The organism is Arthrobacter sp. Soil_C_60 (assembly GCF_057656375.1).
In genome coordinates this window covers 14,636-37,296 of record NZ_JBDGKM010000018.1, presented here as the reverse complement: position 1 = coordinate 37,296, position 22,661 = coordinate 14,636, and the positions used below count along the sequence as shown (strand labels likewise).

Here is a 22,661-nt window from a genome sequence, read left to right as displayed (position 1 = left end):
GTGATGGCAGCACCGTCAGCACTGCCATCACTTCCGAGCGGCTCCGCTTGTTCTTCGATGGGACTAGGTGTGCCGGACGGTTGAGCGGTTGCGGGTGAGCAGGACGCCGAGGGCGATCATGGCAACCCCCAGGACGAAGTGCAGCCAGTTGTCCGCGGTATTGACCGGGACGAAATTGGCGGCGGTTTCGTGTCCGATGATCAAGCCGTACAGCCACAGGACCAGGTAAACGGCCCCGCCCCAGATCAGGTAGTTGCGGGCGCCCGAAATACTCTTCGCCATGACAATGCCGCCGATGCCGAAGAGCAGGTGGACGATGTTATGGAGAATGGAGACCTGGAAAACGCCTAGAAGCATGGACTCCGATTCATGGCCGGCGAAGGACATCTGGTCGTAGTTGGTCGTGATGCCGGGGATGAACCCCAGAATGCCGACCAACAGGAATACGGCTCCGACGGCCATCGCGGCCTTCTGCACATTGGTTTTTTCGTTGCCGCGGGCTTCAACGCGGCCTGATGATGCGGTCATTGCGTCGTTCCAATCTGTCCTGTTGCGGTCCTGATTGACCGCAATGTTTGATTCACGCCGAGCTACGCTCTCCCCTAATGCTAAGGCAACTTAGTATTTTTGTGGAGAAACGACCATAACATTCAGGGCACGGATTTCCAGGGCACCGCTGGGCACGCCGCGGAGCAATGCAGGCCTAAGTCCTTCACTAGACCAGAACCTACGGGTCGAAGTGTGTGGCGGGATCGCTTTGCCCGATTGACGCGACTATGCCGGCGGCTATGTCGCGGAGTTTGATGTTCCGGCTGCTCGAGGCGGACCGCAGGATCTCGAAGGCCCTGTCCTGGCTGCAGCGGTTCTGCCCCATGATGATGCCGACGGCGAGGTCTATCGTCGTACGGGACTCCATCGCAGCCTTGAGATGCGCCGCGGTTTCCGCCTGCTGGGTGAGGCGCACAGACAGGGACAAACCTTTGGAAGCCTGTCCGGCAAATGTCTCCGCTGCCTTTATCGCCTCTTCGTCGAAATTATCGACTACGTGCGAATACAGATTGAGCCCGGCATTTGCGTCCCCGTCCAAGGGTATGGGGACCGCCAGCACCGAGCGGATCCCGTGCTCTAGCACTGCGTCCGCATAGTCATGCCAACGGTCGTCCGATTCAATGTCGGCTACATAGATTGTTTCCTTGAGCCTGGCGGCGCGAAGGCAGGGCCCGTCCCCGAACTGGTACTGGATTTCATCCATGTTCTTGGCGTGTTCGCTGCTGCTGGCAACGGTTGCGGCCGATTTCCGCCGCAGGAGCGTCACACCACAGAGGATCTCCGATTCCGATCCGGACAAGCTCTTGGCGGCGAAACGCGCGAATTCGTTGAGGAACTCCCCAACATCTTCACTGTCCAGCACGAGGTCCTGAAGGTACTCGTGGACGGAGACATCCTCAGTCCCATGGTCCTTGTTGTCTCCGTCCACCACAGACTTACCCCGCCAGTTGCCGCAGGACGTACTGCAGGATGCCGCCGTGCCGGTAATAGTCGGCCTCACCCGGAGTATCGATGCGCAGGTCGGCGTCGAACTCTCTGGTTGTCCCGTCCTCGGCCGTGGCGGTCACCCGGACGGTCCTCGGCGCCGAGCCGTTGTTGAGCTCCGTGACACCCTCGATGGCGAACGTCTCGGTGCCCGTCAGGCCCAGCGACTCCGCGGTCTCCCCCTTGGGGAACTGCAGCGGGAGTACGCCCATGCCGATCAGGTTGGAACGGTGGATCCGCTCGAAGCTTTCGGCGATGACGGCCTTCACCCCCAGCAGCGCCGTGCCCTTGGCGGCCCAGTCGCGTGAGGAACCGGACCCGTACTCCTTGCCAGCCAGGACTACCAGCGGTGTGCCAGCAGCCTGGTAGTTCATCGAGGCTTCGTAAACGGAGGCCTGTGGCGCGCCGCCCTGGCTGAAGTCCCGGGTGAACCCGCCTTCGACGCCGTCCAGCAACTGGTTCTTGATTCGGATGTTGGCGAAGGTACCGCGGATCATCACCTCGTGGTTGCCGCGGCGGGAACCGTAGGAGTTGAAGTCCTTGCGCTGCACGCCGTGCTCGAGCAGGTACTTGCCCGCCGGAGTATCCGACTTGAAGGACCCCGCGGGAGAGATGTGGTCCGTGGTTACCGAATCGCCGAGTTTGAGCAGGACCCGGGCCCCGGCCACATCTTCCACCGGCTGGGGCTCGGCCTGCATGCCCTCGAAGTACGGTGGCTTGCGCACGTAGGTGGACTGTTCGTCCCATGCGAAGGTGGCGCCCTCCGGCGTGGGCAGCGAGCGCCAGCGTTCGTCGCCGTCGAAAATCGTGCTGTAGCTGGAGGTGAACATGTCTTCGTCGATCGAGGAATCGATAATGCGCTGGACCTCCAGCGGGTCGGGCCAGATGTCCTTGAGGAAAACATCCTTGCCGTCCTCGTCCTGGCCCAGCGGATCGTCCTCGAAGTCGAAGTCCATGGTGCCGGCAAGGGCATAGGCGACCACCAGCGGCGGCGAGGCCAGGTAGTTCATCTTCACGTCCGGGTTGATCCGGCCTTCAAAGTTGCGGTTTCCGGAGAGGACAGCGGAAACGGCCAGGTCATTGTGGGCGATGGCCTGCGAGATCTCCTCTTCCAGCGGGCCTGAGTTGCCGATGCAGGTGGTGCAGCCGTAGCCCACCAGGTAGAAGCCCAGCTTCTCCAGGTACGGCGTCAGTCCGGATTTCTCGTAGTAGTCGGTGACCACCTTGGAGCCCGGCGCCACGGAGGTTTTGACCCAAGGCTTGGAGGCCAGCCCCTTCTGCACGGCATTGCGTGCCAGTACCGCGGCGGCAAGCATGACGGAGGGATTCGAGGTGTTGGTGCAGGAGGTGATGGACGCGATGCTCACGGCACCGTGGTCCAGTTCGAACCGGCGGCCGTCCGGCATCGACACCTCCACCGGATTGTGCGCGCAGCCCGAATCCGGGTCGGTCCGGGTCACCGTCAGGTGCGGGGTGTTCTTGACCTTGCTGCCAGCCTCCGTGTAGGTGGGCGGGTCCGATGCCGGGAACGATTCCTCCACGGCCTCGTCCACGGTGGCGCCCTGGGCTTCTACGCTCTGGTGGACGTAGTTTTCCAGGTCCCGGTGGAACTGGGCCTTGGCGTTGGTCAGCGACACTCGGTCCTGCGGGCGCTTGGGGCCGGCGATGGACGGCACCACGGTGGACAGGTCCAGTTCCAGGTACTCCGAATACTTCACTTCCTTGGCCGGGTCGTGCCACAGCCCCTGTTCCTTGGTGTAGGCCTCCACCAGGGCAACGTCGTCGTCGGAACGCCCGGTCAGGCGCAGGTACTCCAGCGTCACGTCGTCGATCGGGAACATCGCCGCCGTCGACCCGAATTCCGGACTCATGTTGCCGATGGTGGCGCGGTTGGCCAACGGGACTGCGGCAACGCCTTCGCCGTAGAACTCCACGAACTTCCCGACGACGCCGTGGTCGCGGAGCATCTCGGTGATGGTGAGGACAACGTCCGTGGCGGTGGCTCCGGCCGGAATCTCACCGGTCAATTTGAAGCCGACAACCCGCGGAATCAACATGGACACAGGCTGGCCCAGCATGGCAGCCTCGGCCTCGATGCCGCCGACACCCCAGCCGAGCACGCCGAGCCCGTTGACCATGGTGGTGTGCGAGTCCGTGCCCACACAGGTATCGGGGTAGGCGCGCAGCACGGTGCCGTTTCCGGTCTCAACCTCGCGCGTCATTACCGTGCGGGCCAGATACTCCAGGTTGACCTGGTGGACAATGCCCATGCCCGGCGGCACTACCTTGAAATCATCGAAAGCCGTCTGGCCCCAGCGCAGGAACTGGTACCGCTCGCCGTTGCGCTCGTACTCAATCTCAATGTTGCGCTCCAAGGCACTGGAGTTGCCAAACACGTCGATCTGGACCGAGTGGTCAATGACCAGTTCGGCCGGTGCCAGCGGATTGACTTTCTTGGGGTCGCCGCCGAGTTCTTCCAGCGCCTCGCGCATCGTCGCCAGGTCCACCACACAGGGAACGCCGGTGAAGTCCTGCATGATCACACGCGCCGGGGTGAACTGGATTTCCGTGCTGGGTTCCGCTTCCGGATCCCACTGGGCCAGAGCCCGGACATGGCCAGCGGTGATGTTGGCGCCATCCTCGGTCCGGAGCAGGTTCTCCAGCAGGACTTTGAGGCTGAACGGCAGCCGGTCGGCGCCGTCCACGGCACTGAGCCGGAAGATTTCATAGTCGGTTCCGGCGGCGTTCAACGTGCCTTGTGCACCGAAAGTATTTACAGAAGTCATGGCCTAGATTCCCTTCGACAGCGATGGGCAGACTTACAGCTAGGCTATGGCTCCTGCCCAGTTTTGTACACGGGGACGGGAAGACGGCAACCGACTCAGCCGGTGGTTAAAAGAAGCAGGGCGGGAAATTCTTCCCGCCCTGCTTACCGGTCCTAGGACCTCAAATCACAAAAATTATGCAACCTGGATATTGACAGCCTGGGGGCCCTTGGGGCCCTGCTCGGTCTCAAAGCTGACCTTCTGGTTCTCGTCGAGAGAACGGTAGCCGCCCGAGTTGATAGCGGAGAAGTGGGCGAAAACGTCGGCACTGCCGTCTTCGGGCTCGATGAAGCCGAAGCCCTTTTCAGCGTTGAACCATTTCACGGTACCTGTAGCCATTTTTATTCATCCTTCTGAGATTGAAACTCATCCCGACTGTCGGGGAGTTTCAGTCGCGGCGTTCTTTTCCCGCTTCTACAGAAAAAGCGGCTGGCCCAGATGGGTTCGCCGCTCAGAATACAAAATGCGCAACACAACAACTTCCTCCACTGTACACGGGTTTGGGAGCAGTACTGACCACTTCTCCAAGCCCAAGCAGAAGGAGGGCCGGCAGCGTTCCCGGCCCACCGACGTCGTGCCTCTGCCCTTAGGCCAGATGCATGCCGCCAGTCACCCCAATGATCTCGCCGGAGACGTAGCGGGCATCGTTGGAGGCAAGGAAGACAAAGGCGCCGGCCACTTCGGCCGGCTGACCGGCCCGCCCCAAGGGCGTCCTGTCGCCGAAGGAAGCCAGCTTCTTCGGCGTTGTAGTTGCAGGCTGCAGGGGCGTCCAGATAGGACCGGGCGCAACGGCGTTGACCCGGATCCCCTTCTCCCCCAGCAGCTCGGCCAGGCTGAAAGTCAGGTTGTTCAGCGCTGCTTTCGTGGCCGCGTAATCCATCAGGCTTGTGGAGGGATGGTGTCCCTGGATGGAGGTGGTGTTGATGATGACCGAGCCGGGCTTCAAATGCGGCAGCGCGGCCTGGATCATCCAGAACGTGCCGTAGACATTGGTTTCAAAAGTCCGGCGCAACTGGTCCGGCGTAATATCCTCGATGCCGTTGGGCTGGCCGAGATGATAACCGGCGTTGTTGACCAGGATGTCCAGGCCGCCCAACTCGTCGATCGTCTCGGACACGGCGGACTTCGCATAGTCCTCGTCCCGCACGTCGCCCGGGACGCCCAGTGCGGTGCGCCCTTCGGCCAGGATCAGGTCCAGACAGTTCTGGCCGTCTTCCTCCTCTTCGCGGAGGTAGGAAATAGCGACGTCGGCGCCCTCCCGCGCGAAGGCGAGGGCAACCGCACGGCCGATGCCTGAGTCGCCGCCGGTAATGAGCGCCTTCTTGCCCTTCAAACGGTCATTTCCCTTGTAGCTGTCTTCGCCGTGGTCGGGCCGCGGCTCCATCTCCTCGGTGAATCCGGGATATTCCTGGGTCTCGGTGGACACATCCACGGCTGGCTCCCGCGGGTTTTCCTTGTCCAGCGTCTCCTGCGGCTCATTGCTCATCCGGTCCTCCTCGATGGGTACGCCTTCACGCTATAAGCCGACCCGCACACCCAGCAAGGCTAACGACGGCGGGAAGCGTCGCCGTCGTTAGCCTTTGGGGTCTTGACGTGGCTTTGTATGGTGGGGTCATGGCTGCTAATCGACCCATTGGATTCTGGCTCAGACTGGTTGACGGACTGATCAACGAGCAGTTCGACGCGACCGTGGAGGAGCATGGTGTGACCCGCCGGCAATGGCAGATCTTGAATGTGCTGGCGGAGGCACCCGCCACGGCCGCGGAGCTGAACGAATCGCTCAAGCCGTTCTTCAGCCAGACCGCCGAAGAATCCTCGGCCGAGCATTTGGATGAACTGCTGGAAAGCAATTGGATCACCGACGACGACGGCAAATACTCGCTGACCGAGCTGGGACGCAACAGCCTGGCGCTACTGGGCGATGTGGTGGACCGGAACCGCAAACAGGTCACCGAAGGCATTTCCGATCAGGAGTATTCGGCCACCATCGACGTGCTGCAACGGATGGCGCGGAACCTCGGCTGGGAAGGCTAGCATTCGGGCAATTCCGGGGTAGTCATGGCCGGGCCGCGCCGATAGGCTGGCAGGTGAGCAAAGATTCCGCAGACACTCGTCGAAGGATTGCTGATGGGCTTTGACCAATACCATGAGCCGGCAGGAGAACTCTCTGCCGAGACGCGCACCTTTGCCCGGATGTGCGCCAACCTCACCGAGGAAGCCGAGGCCATCGGCTGGTACGAGCAGCGCATTTCCGTGGAGCCTGACGCCGCCGCCCGCAACATCATGAACAACTCTCTTACCGAGGAATACAAGCACTTCAGCATGGAGCTTGAGCATCTCTTCCGGGCCAAGCCCGTGTGGCGGGAGATTGCCCGCGGAATCCTTTTCCGGGACGGGGATATTGTCGCGAATGGCGAAGCCGCCGAAAAGGCCGGCTCTGAAGGTAGCGGAGCCAGCGCCGCGAAGCCGACGACGGCGGCTTCGGATCCGTCCTTGGGAATCGGCAGCCTGAAGGAGTCACGACCATGACGATGAACCATCTCCTGCGCGAACACGCCCCTATTACAGACGGGGGCTGGCGGCTGCTCGATACCGAGGCCAAGCAGCGGTTGACCGTTGCCCTCGGCGCAAGGAAGCTTGTCGATTTCTTTGGGCCGCTCGGCTGGGACTACTCGGCCACCAACGTGGGCAGGACAGAGCCCCTGCCAGGCACCGATGACCACGGCATTGCTGCCCGCAGACGTCGGGTCCTGCCATTGGTCGAAATGCGCGCGGAATTCAATGTTTCCCGCTCCGAACTGCTGGACAATGACCGCGGCGCAGTGGACGTGGATCTGAGCAGCCTGCACGAGGCAGCCCATCGAATAGCCAGTGCGGAGAACGTTGCGGTCTTCCACGGCTGGGAGCAGGCAGGCATCGAGGGGATTACCGAAGCCAGTCCGCATCCGCCGGTCCCCCGGGTGGAAGATTTCAACGACTATCCAAAGCGCATTGCCAAGGCTGTCGCGGTGTTGCTGAAGGCGGGCATCGGTGGCCCCTTCGGTCTGGCTCTTGGACCGGGCCACTACACAGCCGTGGTCGAGACAGCCGAACGCGGCGGCTACCTGCTGTCCGAGCATCTTCGCCGGATCCTTGAAGGACCCATCGTGTGGGCACCCGGGGTTCGCGGTGCAGTGGTGATGAGCCTGCGCGGTGGCGACTTTCTGTTCGAGTCCGGGCAGGATCTCTCCGTGGGCTATGACCATCACGACGCCGATAACGTCCACCTCTATCTTGAGCAGTCCTTCAGTTTCAGGGTGGCGACGCCGGAAGCAGCCATCCATCTGACGAGTGCAAACGACTAACTGCTTGCCTGTTTGTCAGGCCGGCCGGTACACGTTCGTCAACCATGCCTTGGTAGCTGCGGAGCGTGGCGTGATGGGGGTCATCGAAGTGGTTGACTAGCGGGTTCCGCTAGTGTGTGCTGGCACTACCGGATCTAGGGGGAGCCATGGATGCCAGCGATGAACTGATCGAACTGGAAGAGCGCGGCTGGATCGCCTTGTCATCCGGAGGTCAGACGGCGGCCGAGTTCTATCAGGCGATACTGGACGCGGAGGTGGTGATGTTGCTGCCCGGCGGGATGCGCCTGACGGACCGGAGTCTGACCATCGAGGCCATGAGCGGCGCGCCCTGGTCGGACTTCCGGCTCGAAGTCCCCCAGGTCTTGTGGCCCACCGCGGAGACAGCCGTCATAACCTACGGCGTCACCGCCCACCGCGACGGCCAGCCGGAATATTCGGCTCTTGTCAGCACCCTGTATGTCCGCCGGGATGACGGCTGGAAAGTGTCCTTCCACCAACAAACCCCGCGCTCTAAGCACGGGGTTTGGGGTGATTCGCAGGAAGCTGTTTAGCCTTCGCAATCGCGGCAGTACAGTTCGCCGTTCTTTTCGCGGGCTACCTGGCTGCGGTGGCGGACTAGGAAGCAGGACGAGCAGGTGAATTCGTCTTCACGTGCCGGAACGACCTGGACAACAAGCTCTTCGCCGGAAAGATCGGCGCCGGGCAGATCAATGCCCTCAGCGGTATCCGAGTCCTCGACGTCAATGAGCGCGGTCTTTGCACCACCGGAGCGCTGCGCCTGCAGCGCTTCCACGGACTCGTTGCTCTGGTCGTCGTCCTTATTGCGGGGTGCGTCGTAATCGGTTGCCATGCGGGTTTAGTGCTCCTGATGGTATTGGGGTTTTGACCTATATGTGAGCGCCCATTTTAGCTGTTCGGGCGAAAATTTCAACATCGCCTGCACAACGAACTGAACGCGTGAATAATTCCCGGGTATTTTAGTGCCGTTCGGGCCTCCGGCAGCTCCCCTGAACCACCGGGCCCAAGGTAGCTTATACCGTTCCTTTCTAACCCGTTTTAGTTGCTACGGGTTGCGTCCCCCGAACGGTGTTGGGGACCCCCTGCCGGTCTTTTCCGGCGGGCCCGACCGCGTCGTGCGCGGGCGGCGAACGGAAGTACACGGCAGGATATTGCACAGGGCAGGGGAAAGCCCCGGCGTGTCATGGTCTAAGGGAAGGCCCGCCCGCGTCCACTGTCGCGTGCGGGGTCCGTCCGACCGGCGCCGGAGGGCGTGTCCCTGCCCCGTCTGCCGATGGCGACGGATGCGGCATGGTGCCGGGTCGCCATGGGAGTCTTTTGCTTGAGCGGGTTCAGCCAGTGCTGCCCGCCCCCCATTTCGAGGTGTAGGCCGGGTCTACCGCGATGACCCAGAGTCCGCGGGAGAAGGCCTTCGAGACGAGCCGGTCACGGAACTGCGCGGTCGGAATACCCGCAACCGTGCGGCGGAACACCGCGGAACATCTCGTAGGCAGTCCCGGGATGCATGCCCTCACTGACCGCCCACAGCGTCAAGCCCCTACAAAAAGCCTACCGACCATGGCCGACATAATTGGCCTAAACAAGGAACTGCTAGGACCCTTACTTTCGGCCCGGCGCGCTGTTAGGTTATAGGAACCTCCGCCACGGTCCTGCTTCACGGACCAGCGGCGGCGGGGAACGATTCATTCCGGTGTCAACGACTCAGGAGGAAGTATGAACGACTCCCCCAAGCATGACGAACTCCCCTTGCCCGACTATGACCATATCCCCCTCGGCACGTTGCCAACACGGATTACGGCGCTGGACGAGGAGGGTGTGAGCACGTTACTGGCCTACGAGCGCGAGCACGGCAACCGACTGCCGGTCACCCAGGTCCTCGAACAACGGATCGAGGCATTGCGGAACGGCGCAGAACCCAGTGGTTCCGTAGCACAGGATCTGCCGGAAGTGACCCGGCACCAGACAGGGTCTCCCGTATCGCCAGCCACGTCGGGGCCGCCCGTGAATCCCCCGTCACAGGGAGATCCGTCCAATCCCGCACAGCCTCGCTGACCAACCAGGCGGCCGCCACAGGGCGGCCGCTTTTTTTGGGCGAACTCATGCCTTTTCCTATCCCGCCGTCTGTGATAAATAAAACTAAGTAGTCTTATTAATTTGCTGGTCGTAATGAGGGTGGACGAGATGCGCAGACTGACAAGAGCCGGGTCGGCAGCTGTCGCCATGGCGGCATTGGTCCTGACGTCCTGCAGCCAGCAGGACACCGGAGGCTCCACGGGGGACGGACCCGAGGCAGCAGGCGCGGGTGGATTCGAAACGGGCTCCTCCATTGGTGTACTCCTATCCGGCGATGACTCAGGCACCCTTGAACAGGCGATCAATAGCGCCATCACCGAGGCCAATTTTGAGCCTGACATTCAGACGGCAGCAAGCCCGGAGGAACAGCTTCAGCAATTGAAAACCATGATGGAGAACCCCCCGGAAGTTCTCATCATCGACCCAGCCGACCCGGCACAGCTCTCCAGCGGACTCGAAGCCGCCGGCGAACTTGGACTACCCGTGATCTCCTACGACACACTGATCACCGGTACGCCGAATGTCGGGTACTACGTCGCGCACGACCACTCGAAGGCCGGCGAATTGCAGGCCCAGGCGCTATTGGACGGTCTGGCCGCAGATCAAGGCGAGGGCCCCTACAATATCGAACTGTTTGCCGGCCCCGCGGACCAGCCGGGCTCGCAGGCATTTTTCGACGGCGCCATGGGAGTCCTCCAACCGAAGATTGATGACGGCACGATCAGCGTTCCTTCAACACAGCAAGGTTTCGAGCAGGTGGCCGCACAAGATGCGACGCCTGAGGCCGTTACTTCCCGCATGGAGACGCTGCTCGCTGACACCTATGCCTCGCAGGACCTGCACGGCGTGCTGGCAGCCACGGATGAGCAGGCCCAGGCCATCCTCGCCGCGGTCGACAAAGCAGGGAAAGACCTCCCGGTGGTTACCGGAACCGGCTCGGAGGCGGAAGCCGTCGAATCCATAATGAACGACCAGCAGTACTCCACCACTTACGAAGATGATCAGGCACTGGCCCGGCAAGCAACGGCAATCGTCAAAGCTCTGGCGCAGGACGATGACCCGACTCCAACCGACTCGGAAACGTACGACAACGGCTCCAAGATAGTTCCGGCTTTCCTGTTGGAGCCGGAACCGGTGACGCGCGAAAATGCGTCGGAAGTCTATGCCGATGACCCTGAACTTTCCCGGCTGGCCAAGTAGCTGTCGACCGCGGCCGGACTGCGGTTGACCGGCCACAAGCATCAGATAGCGAAAGCCAACTGCCCGACGGCGGACCACGCCGTCCCCGCCGCCACGGCGCAGGAAACGGCAATCACCAGGGCAAATCCGGCCAGCCACACACCGGAGGGAAGGCCCGTGCGCCGGGACAGAATGTAGGCATCGGAGTTGCCCAGGAGCTGGCGTCGGCGCGTGTGCACGCTCACAACATTCAGCCAATCCCGAACTGCCCCGACCAGCAGCGCAATCCCGATGGCCAACGTCGCATGCCCGAGGAACGCGGGCGGCGCGAAAAACACCATCAGCTGGGATACGATCGCCAGGCCGACGGCGATGACCGCCCCCTGGACGTTCCGGATGAACAGCAGCGTCGCCAGGAGCAGAACCGCACTCACAGACAGCGCCAGCGAGGACCAGCCGTTGAAAGCGGCCCACACCAGCGCGGCCCCGACGACGGCGGGAACCGGATAGCCCCAGAAGCCCGTCCAGGCCGCTGCGGCCTTCCCCGAGCCGCGGCTGATCATCGCCCCGGAATGGTCGAAGCGCAGGTGGATGCCCTTGACAATCCGCCCGGTGGTCAGCGCGGCGAACGCGTGTCCCAGCTCGTGGACCACGGTGACGAACAACCCGAAGTACCGCCACGTGGCACGCGGCACGGAGAGCATCAAGGCCACCAACAGAATAAGCAAGAGCTCTATCGCCGGCGCGTCCAGCGCGGGGCCTTGCCGGAAACCCGCGGCAATCCTGCCCCACCATTCGACGGCGAAACCCTGAACGTCTTGTGCTGTGCTGATCATCTCATCCTTGGTTCTCGAACTGCATCCGAAGCGGACTGTAGCAGGGCAAGCTGGACGGCGTTCGGGAACAGCCAGGCCAGCCCAGCATGATTACGACGGGGACACTGACCCCGGCAACCCGGACCGACGTCACCTGACTTGACACTTCAAGTGTTTTTCTGTCAGTCTTTTATTGAAGCGTCAATCAATTGATGCTTATCGCTCGTTCCCGACGGCCGATACTTTGACCATAAGAAACGGTGAAAACATCATGAACCAATTCGCTTTGACCAACACCGCCCGCACCATCCTGCGCGTTGTCCTCGGCTTCCTCTTTACCGCCCACGGCTGGCAGAAGTTCAACGAGTGGACGATCGCCGGAACCCAGGCCTCCTTCGGCCAGATGGGAGTTCCCGCCGCCGAAATCGCAGCTCCGGTTGTTGCCACCCTCGAACTGGCCGGCGGCATCGCCCTGATCCTGGGCCTGCTGACCCGCCCGGTCGCCATCCTGCTGCTTGTAAACATGCTCGGTGCCTTGTTCCTCGTGCACGCCCCGGCCGGTGTGTTCGCCATGGACGGCGGCTACGAACTGGTGCTCCTCCTCGGCACCGCGGCCCTGACTCTTGCACTGGTGGGCCCCGGACGCGTTTCGGTGGATTATGCCCTCTTCGGCCGCAAGGATTCCAAGCTGAGCGTCCTCGCGTAACCAGCACCTAGGCTCAAGAACCTAGACTCAAAACCTTCGGACGCGTCCGCAGTTTTGGCTGGAATGGCAGCGCAACCTGCCGCCATTCAAGCCAACACCGCGGGCGCGTTTGCGTTCGTTCATGCATGCAGTTCGAACGCGCTTAGTCTGCTGGTCCGTCCCATCGGACCATATTGCCGTTTAGCCGTGCTCCCTCTGCCACTTTGTGCGGCGTCAGCTTGCCGCCGGGCATCACATGCAGCACGTCCGCGCCGTGCCGGAGGACCAGGACGTCGGAAATGAGCCGGCGGTGGCAACGCCACCAGACAGTTTCGCTGCACATTACTGTTGTCGCCTGCGACCGCGCATAGTCCAGCAACCGCTCCAGGCCTGCGTCGAACTCAGGGGTCCGCGTGTAGGCGGCATAGGCGCGGAAAGCGGCCACCTTCCACCAGCTGTCAGGCTCCGGCTCGCCGGCAGGAATTCTTCGCCGGCCGCCCAACTGCTCTTCCCAGCGGTAGTCGATACCGGCGTCGGGAAGCCATTTGGCCAGAGCATCCTTGCCCATCTCCGGATGCTTGCGGCTGCCCGGAAAGCGCCGCACGTCAACGAGGGCTTCGATGCCTGCTCCGCCCAGTAGTTCGGCCAGTTCGTCCCGGCTGCTGGTGCCGTGGCCGACAGTGAAGATTCGCAAAGCTGTACCGGACGCCATACCGACAGTCTGCTCGGCACCGAGGCGCCTGTCCAACGCCTTGGCCGGTTCCTCGGCACGGTGGAAGGGCTGCGGGTGGCTGCAACGCGACCACGATCCTGCTGCTTAAACAGAAACAGGACGGGAAATCCCGCCCTGTTCCCTGGCCCGAAAGCCTCAGATCCCTATTTAGAGGACCGTGATGTTTACTGCCTGGGGTCCCTTGGGGCCCTGCTCGGTTTCGAAGCTAACCTTCTGGTTCTCTTCGAGGGACCGGTAGCCACCCGAATTGATCGCAGAAAAGTGCGCGAAAACATCTGCGCTGCCGTCGTCAGGCTGGATGAATCCGAAGCCCTTTTCAGCGTTGAACCACTTGACGGTACCTGTTGCCATTTTTATGCATCCTTCTGTTTGAGACTGTTCCCGACCTTCGGGAAGCCCCAGTCGCGGTGTCCATTGTCCGCTTCTACAGAAAAAACGGCTAGCCCTTTGGGTTCGCCGTTCCAAGTACATGCGCAACACTACAACTGTGACCTAGTGTACACGGACTGACCCGACACGGACATAGCCCCTGCTCAGCGGAAGTTTGCCTCGCCCACGAACGGCTGCAGGCGGGACTTCTGCTCCGGCGTAACACGAAGTAACCGCTGGTCCGCCTCATGGAAGAACGCCAGCGTCGTCTCGGCCCGGACGCACTCGTCTTGCGTGACCGGATCACTGATGACATAGGCGATGGTCAGGCTGGCCGCCTTCAACGCGCTGACCCAGACCTCTACATGCGCCGGAATGTTCCGGTAGTTCAGCGGCCGCACATACTTGACCCGGTGCTCGGTCACCAGCGCCTGGGCACCCTCGGGCAGGTCGGAGAAGACCGGCAGGTCCACGTCCAGCCCCGGTCCACCGGTACCCGCCGGCGGGCCGAAAGCGTGGATGCGGGCCTCCTCGAGGATGCGCAGGATCTCCACATTATTGATGTGCCCGTAGGCGTCCATGTCCCCCCAGCGCATGGGGACGTTGCAGCTCAGCCGCTTCCCGCCCGTTGCGGTGTCAGTCTTCATGATGTTCATTCTGCCGCCGCTGGACTTCCAACAGGAATTTGATGCCGGCCCCACTCGGCGACGGGGAACTGCGCAAATAATCTTCCTCTTCGAAAACGCCGAGGCTGCCCAGCATGAGGCGCGATTCGTTGTACAGATACCGCCCCTCATGCTCGGGGATAGCGGCCCCGTCCGGCATCCGGAATCCGACGCTCATCAAGGTCTGCGTCACGGCTTCACCAAGCATGTCGTAAGACGGCACGCGGTCCTCCAGCAGCCAAAGGACGAGGACCCTCCGTACCATTTTCTCCGCCGGAGTGCGCGGGTTCGCGAAACGGTCGGCGAGGTGGCTCCAGAGCCGCACGTCGTCGTCGTACGCTTTTCGCCCCGCAGGGGTCCGCACCAGCTTTCCCTTGTATTTCCGCAGCAGGCCCCATTCCTGCAGCGCCGAACGCAAGTCCAAAACCGGCAGCGTCTGCGATTCCCGGTTGAACTTGCCGTACCAGCGCTTTTCCCAGCCGAGGCTGGTCATCACCTCGGCGACAACGGCGGGCTTGAGGTAGCCGTCCTTGGTCAGCTCGAGCCCGTCCTCGCCGACGCGCTGCAGCAACCACTTTGCAGGAAGTACGACGGCGGCCATTTCCTCAGGCGTGGGCGTCGCGTCCCCGAGTTGGGGACTTAACCGGGCGAGGCTCCGGTTGCATTTCTCCAGGTCGAATTCCTGCGGATCGAACTGTGCGGCAGGTTTATTGGTAACCCAGGAGTACCACTTGGCCAGGTCGTCATGCTGTTCGTGGTTCGAGTCCAGCAGGATCTCGCACAGCTCCCGGTAGCCACCGATTCCGCCGGAATCTTCAACCGGGCCGCGGTTGGCGCCGGCGATGCAGGTCAGCTGGCCCGCGGGCGCCACGGCATGGCCGCTGATGCTGATCTCGTGCAACCAACTGTCGCCGAAGTCGTACTCGTAAACCAGCTCCGTGCTCTTGGAACTGAACACATCCTCAAGGCTGAAGGCCGCTGCCGGCTCGGTTTCCAGCTCCATGATCGTTTCCTCGTTGCTGGCGAACCGGCGCTCCTCGCCCGCGGCATTGGAGCTTCGGAACATGTGCAGGTGCCGGTTGTCCCAGCCGAACGCCCGCTGGATGACCTTGTGCAGGTCCGTGAGCGTGATGGCGGCCGGCACGCGCAGGTCGCGCCAGATCTCAGGTTCCGTTCCAGCAATAGTGATGTGCAGGTCGAGGGCTTTCTCGGCAGCTCGCATGATCGTCATTCTGCCAGCTTTGCCGCCAGTCCTGCCGCTAACGTGCGAAAGCGCGCGCCTGGCCGTAGATCTCTGCCAAGTCCGCCGCTTTCCCTGCCTCCAGCAGGCCCACCCAGGTATCCAGCGCGGCGCGGGCCACGGCCCCGGAAATGTCGATGGCCAGCCGCAGTTCCATCTGGTCGGCCCGCTCGGGACCGAACTTTGCGCTCAGGGCAGCCAGCAGGTCCTCGGTGCGTTCCACCGTCTGCCGGACCTGCGCCGAGCGCAGCGACGGTTCCTTGCGGATCAGTTGGCTGACCTGCAGCATCCGCTGGGCAGAAGGGGAATCATTGTCTGTGTAGGGCAGGACGGTCAGTGCGTAGAGCCGGTCCACTTCGTCGCGGACATCGCCCTGCGGATCCACCGAGGGCAGACCCGCGGCAATGGCTTCGTTGAAGTCCTGGTGAACCGGCAAGGCGGCTTCTTCCTTGGTCGCGAAATAGCGGAAGAAAGTCCGCGCCGAGACTCCGGCTGCGGCGGCAATATCGTCCACGGTGGTACTGGCAACTCCGCCCTCCGCGAACAGCCGCAGTGTCGCATCGGTGATTTCCGCCCGCGTTTGCAGCCGCCGGCGCTCCCTCAAACCAGGTGAAACGGTAGCCGAATGGTCCGCCGTCGCCCGCGTTTCTGCGCTTTTGACCCTCATCCGCCTCTTTCGTCCCTTCCGGCGCCATCCCGGACTTCCCGTGGCGCTGGCCGGCTTCTAGGATATCCCACATTTGCCCACCCCCTGCCAATGTGGCAGTATCTGCCATAATGGCATGAAAGGGCATTATTCTCATGAAGCTTAACGTAGGCGACAGTCTTGTCTACCCGCCGCACGGCGCAGTGACCGTAACAGGCGTTACCAACCGCTCCTTTAACGAGTCCGACACCAAGTACGTGCAGTTCCGCGTCCACCACGACGGGCTGATGATCGAGGTACCCGCGGCCAAGGCCAAAGACCTCGGCGCACGCCAGCCGATCGGCAAGAAAGGCGTGCAGAAGGTCATCAGCATCCTGCGCACCCCGGTCTCTACCGAGAAGGAAATCTGGTCCCGCCGTTTCAAGGCCAATCAGGAAAAGATCACCAACGGGGACGTCTACAAGATCAGCGAAGTTGTTCGTGATCTGACCCGCCGCTTGCAGTCCGGCGTCGCCCCTGCTGGTGAGAAGCGCCAGCTGGAACAGGCCCGCCGGATCCTGGTGTCCGAACTCGCCCTGTCCGAGAACACGGACGAAGCCGGCGCCGGTGCCATCATCGACGACGTCCTGCGCCCGGAAGACGTGGAAGAAGCACCAACAACGACGCCGAAGCGTGTCAAAGCGGCAGCCAGCGCCTAGCGCGCAACTTGGCAGTACCGCCAGCGGAGCCGGATCGATTCCGGCTCCGCTGTTGCATTCTCAGGAGCCGTTGATGATCCCGAGCTCGTGCAGCTGGGCGGCGATCCCGGCGCCGTCCGGAGCGTAGATCCAGTCGATGCCCGGCGTGGCATTGGCCGGCTTGGCCTGCGAACGCCCACCGGCCAGCACAGCCTCGCTGACGGACAGCTGACGGATGGCAATCGCCGCAACGTGCTCCGGATAGCGCTGGGCGAAGCCCGCGTAGATGGCTTCGTCATGCTGGCCGTCGTCGCCAATGAGCAGCCACTTCACGTCGGGGAATTCGCGGGCCAGCCGCATCAGCTGGCTGGTCTTGTGCTCCATCCCGCTGCGGAACCACCGCTCGCGGGTCGGTCCCCAGTCGGTGAGTAACAGGGCGCCCTCGGGGTACAGGTTCCGCGAGAGGAAGCGTGTCAGGGTCTGGGCTACATTCCAGGCGCCGGTGGAGAGATACAGCACCGGGCTCCCCGGATGCTCGCGGGTGACGCGTTCGAGCATGACAGCCATGCCCGGCGTGGCATTGCGGGCGTGCTCATCCAGGACAAAGGTGTTCCACGCTGCCAGGAACGGCCGCGGCAGCGCGGTGACCATGACGGTATCGTCAATGTCGGACAGGATGCCGAACTTAATTCCTGAGGGCACGATGTAGACCGCTGCCTCCACCGGTGTCGAGCCCTCGCAGCTGAGCGTCACGGTGGTCCAGCCTTCCGGCAGGTCTGCCGGCACATGCGAATCGACAACGCCGCCGCGGTCTGCCGTGACTTCATGCTGCTCGCCGTTGATGCCGATGACGACCTTGGCGTTGGCGACGGGCGGACTGATAAAGTTGCGCCAGCCGCGGATGCCGTCCGCCAGGATCTGCGAGGCAACCTTCCCGTTTTCGAACGCGCCTTCCTTGGCCATCACTACGCGTCCGAGTACACGGACCCAGCCATTGGTCCCGTAGCCGGTGAACGGCAGGACGGCGACATCATCGCCGCGGCCCCGAGCCCTGCGCTCACGCCAACTCTGCCACTTGTCCTCGAGGCGCATCCCGATATGGGCGGCCTTCTCCTGGATGTCCTCGTTCTCTACGCTGGATGACATAGGCACAGTTTGCCATGCTGGTCCCGCCCCACGGAAAGATTGCCTCTCCGAGCCCAGCTGGTGCGCATTTCCCTCCCGCTCCGGCCATGCAGCCGCTAAGCTGACTTCATGGCTCAGGAACCGGTTGCTTCTCCACCTCTGAGTGTTCCCGAAGCCTTCCTGCTGCTCTGCCTGCGGGACGGAGACGGCAAGGCGATGCTGGACGGATCAACGCTCAGCTATGGCCTGGGCGGAGCAATCCTCAGCGAACTGGCCCTGACCGGCGCCGTCACTATCCAGGACCGGAAGGTCGTTCCTACGCCCGGGTATGACCTCGACAGTTCAATTGGTTATCGGCCTTTCCTGCAGCTCATCACTGATGCACGCAGGCCATATAAGACCGAACACTGGGTGACGAAGTTCGCCAGCCGCTCCCCCAGGAAGCTGGTCGGCGACCTGCTCGCCGCCCGGCACATTGTGGCCCGCGTAGAAGGCAGGATCCTGTGGGTCTTCCCCACCGTTAGATACCCGGAAGTCGATCCCGTCCCGGAGCAGCAGCTGCGCGAACGGATAGGCAACGTCCTGTCCGGTCTCCGGCCCGACGGCTTCAGCGCCAGTGTCATCGCACTGGCGGATGCCACGAAGATTCTGCAGAAGCGTTTCGGCCCGGTCCCCAAGGAACGGGTGAAGGAAATTACCGACGGCGACTGGGCGTCCAAGGCGGTCAAGGACGCCATCTCCGCCGCGATCACGGCTGCCACCACCGTGACCACCATGACCGCGGTATCCTCAGCCGGCTCGAACTAGGGGACCGGGCTCAACCAACAGGCCGGGCCTCAGCGGGCCGGGTCCCTGCTGACGGCCGTCGGCGTTGGCCTCAGGCGCGGTCCGCCACGTCCTGGTGTCCGGATTCCCTGGCGCAGTGGGCACAGCAGTACATTCGCTCGTCCGCCTCGACGCCGTGGCCCAGAATGCGGCAGCCGCAGTGCTCGCAGGTGGGAGCCAGGGCGTGGATGGCGCATTCGAAACTGTCATACGTGCCGGTTTTGTCGCCCTTGGTGATGGTGAAGGTCTTGTCGTACGAATTGCCGCAGGTATCGCAGGTTTCCATGAGCATGTCCTTTCGTGCGGAAGGCGCCGGGACCCGATGCCGCGGCACTGGTAATACTCAGCCTACTTATGGCCCATGTGGTTGGCCACCGTCATCAGGGTGGTTGGCCACAGCCGGTGACCGGTGGAACCCAAGCCGAGCAGCCGCCGTCGTTATTGCCGGCGGCAACTTTTCCATATGCTTCGCACCCCTGCAGCAGTAGAATTTAAGTGCTGGTACTCCGTCAGATACGCCCTACCAACAGCCGGGCCTGCGCCCGGCGAAAATTGTTACTCACAGTTTTGGGAGGAGAAATGACCACCGCTTCACCGTCTGCGCATCATGCACATGTCTCACGTGGAAATGTGCGAAACGCTGCGATGGGCTCGGGCATTGTTCTAATTGTTCTCGGCGTCCTGGGATTCATTCCAGGCATCACCATGGCTTATGACCAGCTGGCATTCGCCGCCGGTTCCGAGGCCATGCTCTTCAACGCATTCCAGATCTCCATGCTGCTGAACATCGTCTATATCGTGGTCGGTGCTGCGGGGTGGGCCATGAGCCGCACGGCTGCCGGGGCCAAGGACTTCCTGCTTGGTGCAGGCGCCTTGTATCTGGCCATGTGGATTTATGGCCTGATTATCAATCTGGAGTCCACAGCTAATTTCCTGTCGTTCAACATGGCCACTAACTGGCTGCATTTCATTGTCGGCGTGGTTCTGGCGGGACTGGGGGTTGCATATATGGTCCGGCACCGTGGCGATACACGGATGAATACCTGACCGGTTTCGAGGAAGAAGGTGCCCTGTACGCGAAACGTACAGGGCACCTTCATGTGCAGCTTCTTTTCGGCTCAGTCCGTCTCCGGGGTGGCCTCCAGATGTCCGGTGGGCAGATCCTCGTCGAGGGGCTGGTCGCTGTCTTTGTCCGTCTTGCCCGGCTCCGTTACGCCGAGAGCGTGCTCCCGGTCCCCCGATTCCTGCTGGATCTCTTCTTTTGATGCCATGACTACCTCCTGGTGCCGCGTCTGGCTCCGGCTGGATCCATTCCGGCGGGCCATGACCGACGGCTGCCGGTACCTCCACATTAACAGCGTCCGCGCCGAAAAATAAGGGTGTGTGGCACGGGCGGTGTGCAGTGTTCACGGGTCCGGGCGGTAGCGGTTTTACGGCTCACGCACGCCGGGAAGTTCCGGCCATTCCTGAACGCCGGCTGGGAATAGGATTTGCCAGCGCCTGTTAGCGTCGGTGGTTAACTTGATTGGAAAGGACTTTATGAGCAGCAAGAAGTGGCTTTTGGCCTTGGCCGTGGCGGGTTCGATTTCCGCCGTTACCGCATGCAGTGCCCCCGCCGGAGAAGGCGGAAACAGCGCGAGCACCCAGCAGGAAGCACCGGCTCCGAGCGGCGCGGCCTCCGAAGGCGCGAATCCGGAGGCGCAGGAAATGCCCAAGCCGGACACCAAGGGCGTTCCCGATGTAGTGGCGGAGGTCAACGGCGAAAAGATCGCCAAGAAGGACTTTGTCGCCGCCTATGAAGGCCAGTTCCAGCAAATGGCCATGCAGTCGCAAATGAGCGGGCAGGAACTTGACCAGGACCAGCTCAAGAAGCAGACCGCCGATGGCATGATCAGTTCGGTCCTTCTCACCCAGGAAGCAGACAACCGCGGCCTCGAGGCACCCAAGAAAGAAGTGGATGCCACCTTGGACGAGCTGGTGAAATCGAGCCAGCTCAAGAGCAAGGCCGAGTTCCTGGCTGCCATGAAGGACCAGGGCATGGACGAGAAAACCGTCATGTCCGAAATCGAGAAGCAGGTAAGAGTGGAAGCGCTCGTTGCCGAAGAATCCGGGGACACCAAGCCCACGGAAGAAGAGCTGAAGAAGGCCTACGACCAGGCCAAGGCCCAGCAGGAGCAGATGAAGCAGCAGGGCGGCCAGGGCGGCGAGATTCCACCTTTTGAGGAAGCCAAGCCGGCACTCGAAGAGCAGCTGAAGGGCCAGAAGCAGAGCGAAGCAGCGCAGGCATTGGTCAAGGACCTGCGTGCGGATGCAGATGTAAAGATCCACCTGTAGCCCGCGTGCGGGACTGGCCGCCGCGCCGCGGCCGGTCCGGGTAGCGAGACAGCGTCCACCCGGTCTGGTCCCGCCGTCGTACTTTAAATAGCTCCGCCCTGCCGCGTTTTCACAAGCGCTGCAGGGCGGAACTATTTAGAGCTGGACCGGGTCTGATCAGGCGCTGACGGCCTGCAGTTCGGCGCGGATGGTGGTGAAGCCCATGGCCCACGGGACCAGCTGGTCGACCATGGGAGCCAGTGTTCCGGCGTTCTGTTCGGTCGGCTTGAAGTCGGCGAAGTTCTCGAAGTCGGTGAAGAGCGAGAACATGACCTGGTTGCGGACGACGGCAATCTGCAGTTCGGCGAGAACGTTGCGCAGGTGCTCGGCGGAGCGGACGCCGCCCATGGAACCGTAGGAGACGATGCCGGCGGCCTTGTTGTTGAATTCCACGTTCAGGAAGGACAGGGCGTTGGTCAGCGCCGGCCCGACAGTGTGGTTGTATTCGTTGGCCACGAAGATGAAACCGTCAAACCCGGCGATCTTCGCGGACCAGGCCTTGGTGTGCTCGTTCTGGTAGCTCTGGTACATGGCCGGGGCCGGCTCATCCAGCAGCGGCAGATTGAAATCGGCGATGTCCACGAGCTCGAATTCGGCATCGGTGCGGCTGGCGGTCTGAGCCAGCACCCACTGGGCCACGGAGCCGTTCACCCGGCCCGGGCGTGTACTTCCGGTGACGATGGCGATCCGGGGAAGTCCCGCGGCGCGCTCGGCAGGAGCGGCTTCGGCTACGGGAGCCGGAGCGGCAACATCGGCTGCCACCGGGGCGGGAGCCTGCTCAACAGGGGTTTCGGCGGAGCGACGGCCATTTGACGAGCGGAAGAGGTTCTTGAACCAGGACATGATTACCTTCTGTCTGTTGGTTGATTCTTCAACTATCCTAGAGGCAGGTTCATTGACATGTCAACAAGACCGCGATGTCACGGCCTGCAGGCGAGGTCACACGTTGAACAGTCGGCACCGACGGCAGGCTGGTCAGGGTGCGAGGGAACTGCCGGGCGGACGGACGTATTCGAAAATCACCGTGGTATTCGTGCCGGCCACTTCGGGCCGGAGGCTCAGGTTGTTGGCTACGAGATCCCGCAGCGCCTCGGAGTCTGCCACCGCGACATGGATCATGAAATCCCGGTCCCCGGTGACAAAGAAAATGCTTTCGACGGCGGACAAGCCGGCCAGGTATTTTTCGAACCTGGTCAGGTTGGACCGCGCATCCGCCTGCAGGCGAATGGAGATCAGCGCCTGCAGACCGCGCCCCACGGCAGCGGGGTCCACGTCCGCATGGAAGCCGCGGATGATGCCGCGCTCCTGAAGTGAGCGGATCCGGCCGTGACAAGTGGATGGCGCGATGCCGGCGGCAGCGGCAATGGCGTTGTTGGGCGTACGCGCATCGGCCTGCAGCAGCTGCACGATGATGCGGTCCGTTTCATCCAAAACAGCGTGTCGAACGTTGTTCGGCCGGCGGGTGTAACTTCCGGCTTTTGTTGAATCACTCGGCATAAATCCAGCTTCGCGCAGAATCATCGTCGAATCAATTGC

At 62.4% G+C, this 22,661-nt stretch carries 28 protein-coding genes; 11 read left to right on the top strand and 17 right to left on the bottom strand.

The genetic code is table 11. The features are described 5' to 3' along the window. Nucleotides 1-63 precede the first annotated feature (63 nt). The 5 genes from AC3A4M_RS22230 to AC3A4M_RS22210 form a co-directional block, all read right to left on the bottom strand. Nucleotides 64-528, bottom strand: a complete 465-nt coding sequence (locus AC3A4M_RS22230) for a DUF4383 domain-containing protein (protein ID WP_498738710.1) — start codon at nt 526-528, stop codon at nt 64-66. Between the two features lie 199 nt (nt 529-727). Then, nucleotides 728-1,480, bottom strand: a complete 753-nt coding sequence (locus AC3A4M_RS22225) for an ANTAR domain-containing protein (RefSeq protein ID WP_498738708.1) — start codon at nt 1,478-1,480, stop codon at nt 728-730. Nucleotides 1,481-1,484: 4 nt separating this feature from the next. Beyond that, nucleotides 1,485-4,319, bottom strand: coding sequence for an aconitate hydratase (locus AC3A4M_RS22220; RefSeq protein ID WP_498738707.1), 2,835 nt, complete (start codon nt 4,317-4,319; stop codon nt 1,485-1,487). 174 nt (nt 4,320-4,493) lie between these two features. Continuing rightward, nucleotides 4,494-4,697, bottom strand: coding sequence for a cold-shock protein (locus AC3A4M_RS22215; RefSeq protein WP_169991850.1), 204 nt, complete (start codon nt 4,695-4,697; stop codon nt 4,494-4,496). 247 nt (nt 4,698-4,944) lie between these two features. Then, nucleotides 4,945-5,844 (bottom strand): glucose 1-dehydrogenase, encoded by a 900-nt coding sequence (locus AC3A4M_RS22210; RefSeq protein ID WP_498738705.1) that lies wholly within the window; start codon nt 5,842-5,844, stop codon nt 4,945-4,947. A gap of 128 nt (nt 5,845-5,972) precedes the next feature. On the opposite strand from AC3A4M_RS22210, the gene AC3A4M_RS22205 reads away from it, so the two are divergent. The 4 genes from AC3A4M_RS22205 to AC3A4M_RS22190 all read left to right on the top strand — a co-directional run bounded on the left by AC3A4M_RS22205 (nt 5,973) and on the right by AC3A4M_RS22190 (nt 8,253). Then, nucleotides 5,973-6,392, top strand: coding sequence for a MarR family winged helix-turn-helix transcriptional regulator (locus AC3A4M_RS22205; protein WP_498738703.1), 420 nt, complete (start codon nt 5,973-5,975; stop codon nt 6,390-6,392). 93 nt (nt 6,393-6,485) lie between these two features. Then, nucleotides 6,486-6,887 carry a ferritin family protein gene (locus AC3A4M_RS22200; RefSeq protein ID WP_498738702.1) on the top strand — a complete coding sequence of 134 codons (402 nt, stop codon included), beginning with the start codon at nt 6,486-6,488 and terminating at the stop codon, nt 6,885-6,887. Next, nucleotides 6,884-7,702: a family 1 encapsulin nanocompartment shell protein gene (locus AC3A4M_RS22195; RefSeq protein ID WP_498738700.1), complete on the top strand. Its 819-nt coding sequence runs from the start codon at nt 6,884-6,886 to the stop codon at nt 7,700-7,702. The genes AC3A4M_RS22200 and AC3A4M_RS22195 overlap by 4 nt, the downstream gene beginning before the upstream one ends. Nucleotides 7,703-7,848: 146 nt before the next feature. Further along, the gene (locus AC3A4M_RS22190) at nt 7,849-8,253 is read left to right on the top strand and encodes a DUF4440 domain-containing protein (RefSeq protein WP_498730727.1); all 405 of its coding nucleotides are present in this window, start codon (nt 7,849-7,851) and stop codon (nt 8,251-8,253) included. On the opposite strand, the gene AC3A4M_RS22185 is transcribed toward AC3A4M_RS22190, so the two are convergent. Next, complete coding sequence (locus tag AC3A4M_RS22185; protein WP_498738698.1) at nt 8,250-8,552, bottom strand: DUF4193 domain-containing protein; 303 nt, start codon at nt 8,550-8,552, stop codon at nt 8,250-8,252. The two genes, AC3A4M_RS22190 and AC3A4M_RS22185, sit on opposite strands and share 4 nt — an antisense overlap. 881 nt (nt 8,553-9,433) lie before the next feature. Between AC3A4M_RS22185 and AC3A4M_RS22180 the strand changes: the two genes are divergently transcribed. Together AC3A4M_RS22180 and AC3A4M_RS22175 are read left to right on the top strand one after the other, a co-directional pair. Then, nucleotides 9,434-9,772 carry a DUF8129 domain-containing protein gene (locus AC3A4M_RS22180; RefSeq protein WP_498730729.1) on the top strand — a complete coding sequence of 113 codons (339 nt, stop codon included), beginning with the start codon at nt 9,434-9,436 and terminating at the stop codon, nt 9,770-9,772. A gap of 129 nt (nt 9,773-9,901) precedes the next feature. Further along, nucleotides 9,902-10,993, top strand: coding sequence for a substrate-binding domain-containing protein (locus AC3A4M_RS22175; RefSeq protein ID WP_498738696.1), 1,092 nt, complete (start codon nt 9,902-9,904; stop codon nt 10,991-10,993). A 41-nt stretch (nt 10,994-11,034) separates the two neighbouring features. Here the strand turns inward: AC3A4M_RS22175 and AC3A4M_RS22170 are convergent, their stop codons facing one another. Then, complete coding sequence (locus AC3A4M_RS22170; protein WP_498738694.1) at nt 11,035-11,808, bottom strand: M50 family metallopeptidase; 774 nt, start codon at nt 11,806-11,808, stop codon at nt 11,035-11,037. A 250-nt stretch (nt 11,809-12,058) separates the two neighbouring features. Here AC3A4M_RS22170 and AC3A4M_RS22165 point away from each other — a divergent pair, with 250 nt between their 5' ends. Continuing rightward, on the top strand, nt 12,059-12,493 hold the full coding sequence (locus AC3A4M_RS22165; RefSeq protein ID WP_498730735.1) for a DoxX family protein: 435 nt from the start codon (nt 12,059-12,061) through the stop codon (nt 12,491-12,493). Between the two features lie 142 nt (nt 12,494-12,635). On the opposite strand, the gene AC3A4M_RS22160 is transcribed toward AC3A4M_RS22165, so the two are convergent. From AC3A4M_RS22160 to AC3A4M_RS22140, 5 genes are all read right to left on the bottom strand, one after another. Further along, nucleotides 12,636-13,184, bottom strand: coding sequence for a DUF488 domain-containing protein (locus tag AC3A4M_RS22160; protein ID WP_498738692.1), 549 nt, complete (start codon nt 13,182-13,184; stop codon nt 12,636-12,638). Between the two features lie 168 nt (nt 13,185-13,352). Further along, nucleotides 13,353-13,556, bottom strand: a complete 204-nt coding sequence (locus AC3A4M_RS22155) for a cold-shock protein (protein ID WP_074699652.1) — start codon at nt 13,554-13,556, stop codon at nt 13,353-13,355. A 182-nt stretch (nt 13,557-13,738) separates the two neighbouring features. Beyond that, the gene (locus AC3A4M_RS22150) at nt 13,739-14,221 is read right to left on the bottom strand and encodes an acyl-CoA thioesterase (protein WP_498730738.1); all 483 of its coding nucleotides are present in this window, start codon (nt 14,219-14,221) and stop codon (nt 13,739-13,741) included. Beyond that, nucleotides 14,211-15,470: a plasmid pRiA4b ORF-3 family protein gene (locus AC3A4M_RS22145; RefSeq protein ID WP_498738689.1), complete on the bottom strand. Its 1,260-nt coding sequence runs from the start codon at nt 15,468-15,470 to the stop codon at nt 14,211-14,213. The genes AC3A4M_RS22150 and AC3A4M_RS22145 overlap by 11 nt, the downstream gene beginning before the upstream one ends. A 28-nt stretch (nt 15,471-15,498) precedes the next feature. Next, on the bottom strand, nt 15,499-16,146 hold the full coding sequence (locus AC3A4M_RS22140; protein WP_498738687.1) for a TetR family transcriptional regulator: 648 nt from the start codon (nt 16,144-16,146) through the stop codon (nt 15,499-15,501). 134 nt (nt 16,147-16,280) lie between these two features. On the opposite strand from AC3A4M_RS22140, the gene AC3A4M_RS22135 reads away from it, so the two are divergent. Continuing rightward, nucleotides 16,281-16,823: a CarD family transcriptional regulator gene (locus tag AC3A4M_RS22135; protein WP_498730742.1), complete on the top strand. Its 543-nt coding sequence runs from the start codon at nt 16,281-16,283 to the stop codon at nt 16,821-16,823. Nucleotides 16,824-16,883: 60 nt separating this feature from the next. Here AC3A4M_RS22135 and AC3A4M_RS22130 read toward each other — a convergent pair whose 3' ends face one another. Next, a complete protein-coding gene (locus tag AC3A4M_RS22130) occupies nt 16,884-17,948 on the bottom strand; it encodes an App1 family protein phosphatidate phosphatase (RefSeq protein ID WP_498738685.1) in 1,065 nt (354 codons plus the stop codon). Between the two features lie 108 nt (nt 17,949-18,056). On the opposite strand from AC3A4M_RS22130, the gene AC3A4M_RS22125 reads away from it, so the two are divergent. Further along, entirely contained in the window at nt 18,057-18,734 is a 678-nt protein-coding gene (locus tag AC3A4M_RS22125; RefSeq protein WP_498738683.1) for a GOLPH3/VPS74 family protein, read from the top strand. A gap of 70 nt (nt 18,735-18,804) precedes the next feature. Here AC3A4M_RS22125 and AC3A4M_RS22120 read toward each other — a convergent pair whose 3' ends face one another. Beyond that, complete coding sequence (locus tag AC3A4M_RS22120) at nt 18,805-19,038, bottom strand: metallothionein (RefSeq protein WP_498738681.1); 234 nt, start codon at nt 19,036-19,038, stop codon at nt 18,805-18,807. Nucleotides 19,039-19,331: 293 nt separating this feature from the next. On the opposite strand from AC3A4M_RS22120, the gene AC3A4M_RS22115 reads away from it, so the two are divergent. After that, a complete protein-coding gene (locus AC3A4M_RS22115; protein ID WP_498738679.1) occupies nt 19,332-19,799 on the top strand; it encodes a DUF4383 domain-containing protein in 468 nt (155 codons plus the stop codon). Nucleotides 19,800-19,870: 71 nt separating this feature from the next. On the opposite strand, the gene AC3A4M_RS22110 is transcribed toward AC3A4M_RS22115, so the two are convergent. Continuing rightward, a complete protein-coding gene (locus AC3A4M_RS22110) occupies nt 19,871-20,023 on the bottom strand; it encodes a hypothetical protein (RefSeq protein WP_498738678.1) in 153 nt (50 codons plus the stop codon). Between the two features lie 268 nt (nt 20,024-20,291). Here AC3A4M_RS22110 and AC3A4M_RS22105 point away from each other — a divergent pair, with 268 nt between their 5' ends. Continuing rightward, a complete protein-coding gene (locus AC3A4M_RS22105; protein WP_498738677.1) occupies nt 20,292-21,086 on the top strand; it encodes a SurA N-terminal domain-containing protein in 795 nt (264 codons plus the stop codon). 156 nt (nt 21,087-21,242) lie between these two features. On the opposite strand, the gene AC3A4M_RS22100 is transcribed toward AC3A4M_RS22105, so the two are convergent. Next, entirely contained in the window at nt 21,243-21,968 is a 726-nt protein-coding gene (locus AC3A4M_RS22100) for an NADPH-dependent FMN reductase (protein WP_498738675.1), read from the bottom strand. Nucleotides 21,969-22,100: 132 nt separating this feature from the next. Beyond that, nucleotides 22,101-22,556: an Lrp/AsnC family transcriptional regulator gene (locus AC3A4M_RS22095; protein WP_236777275.1), complete on the bottom strand. Its 456-nt coding sequence runs from the start codon at nt 22,554-22,556 to the stop codon at nt 22,101-22,103. Nucleotides 22,557-22,661: the final 105 nt, after the last annotated feature.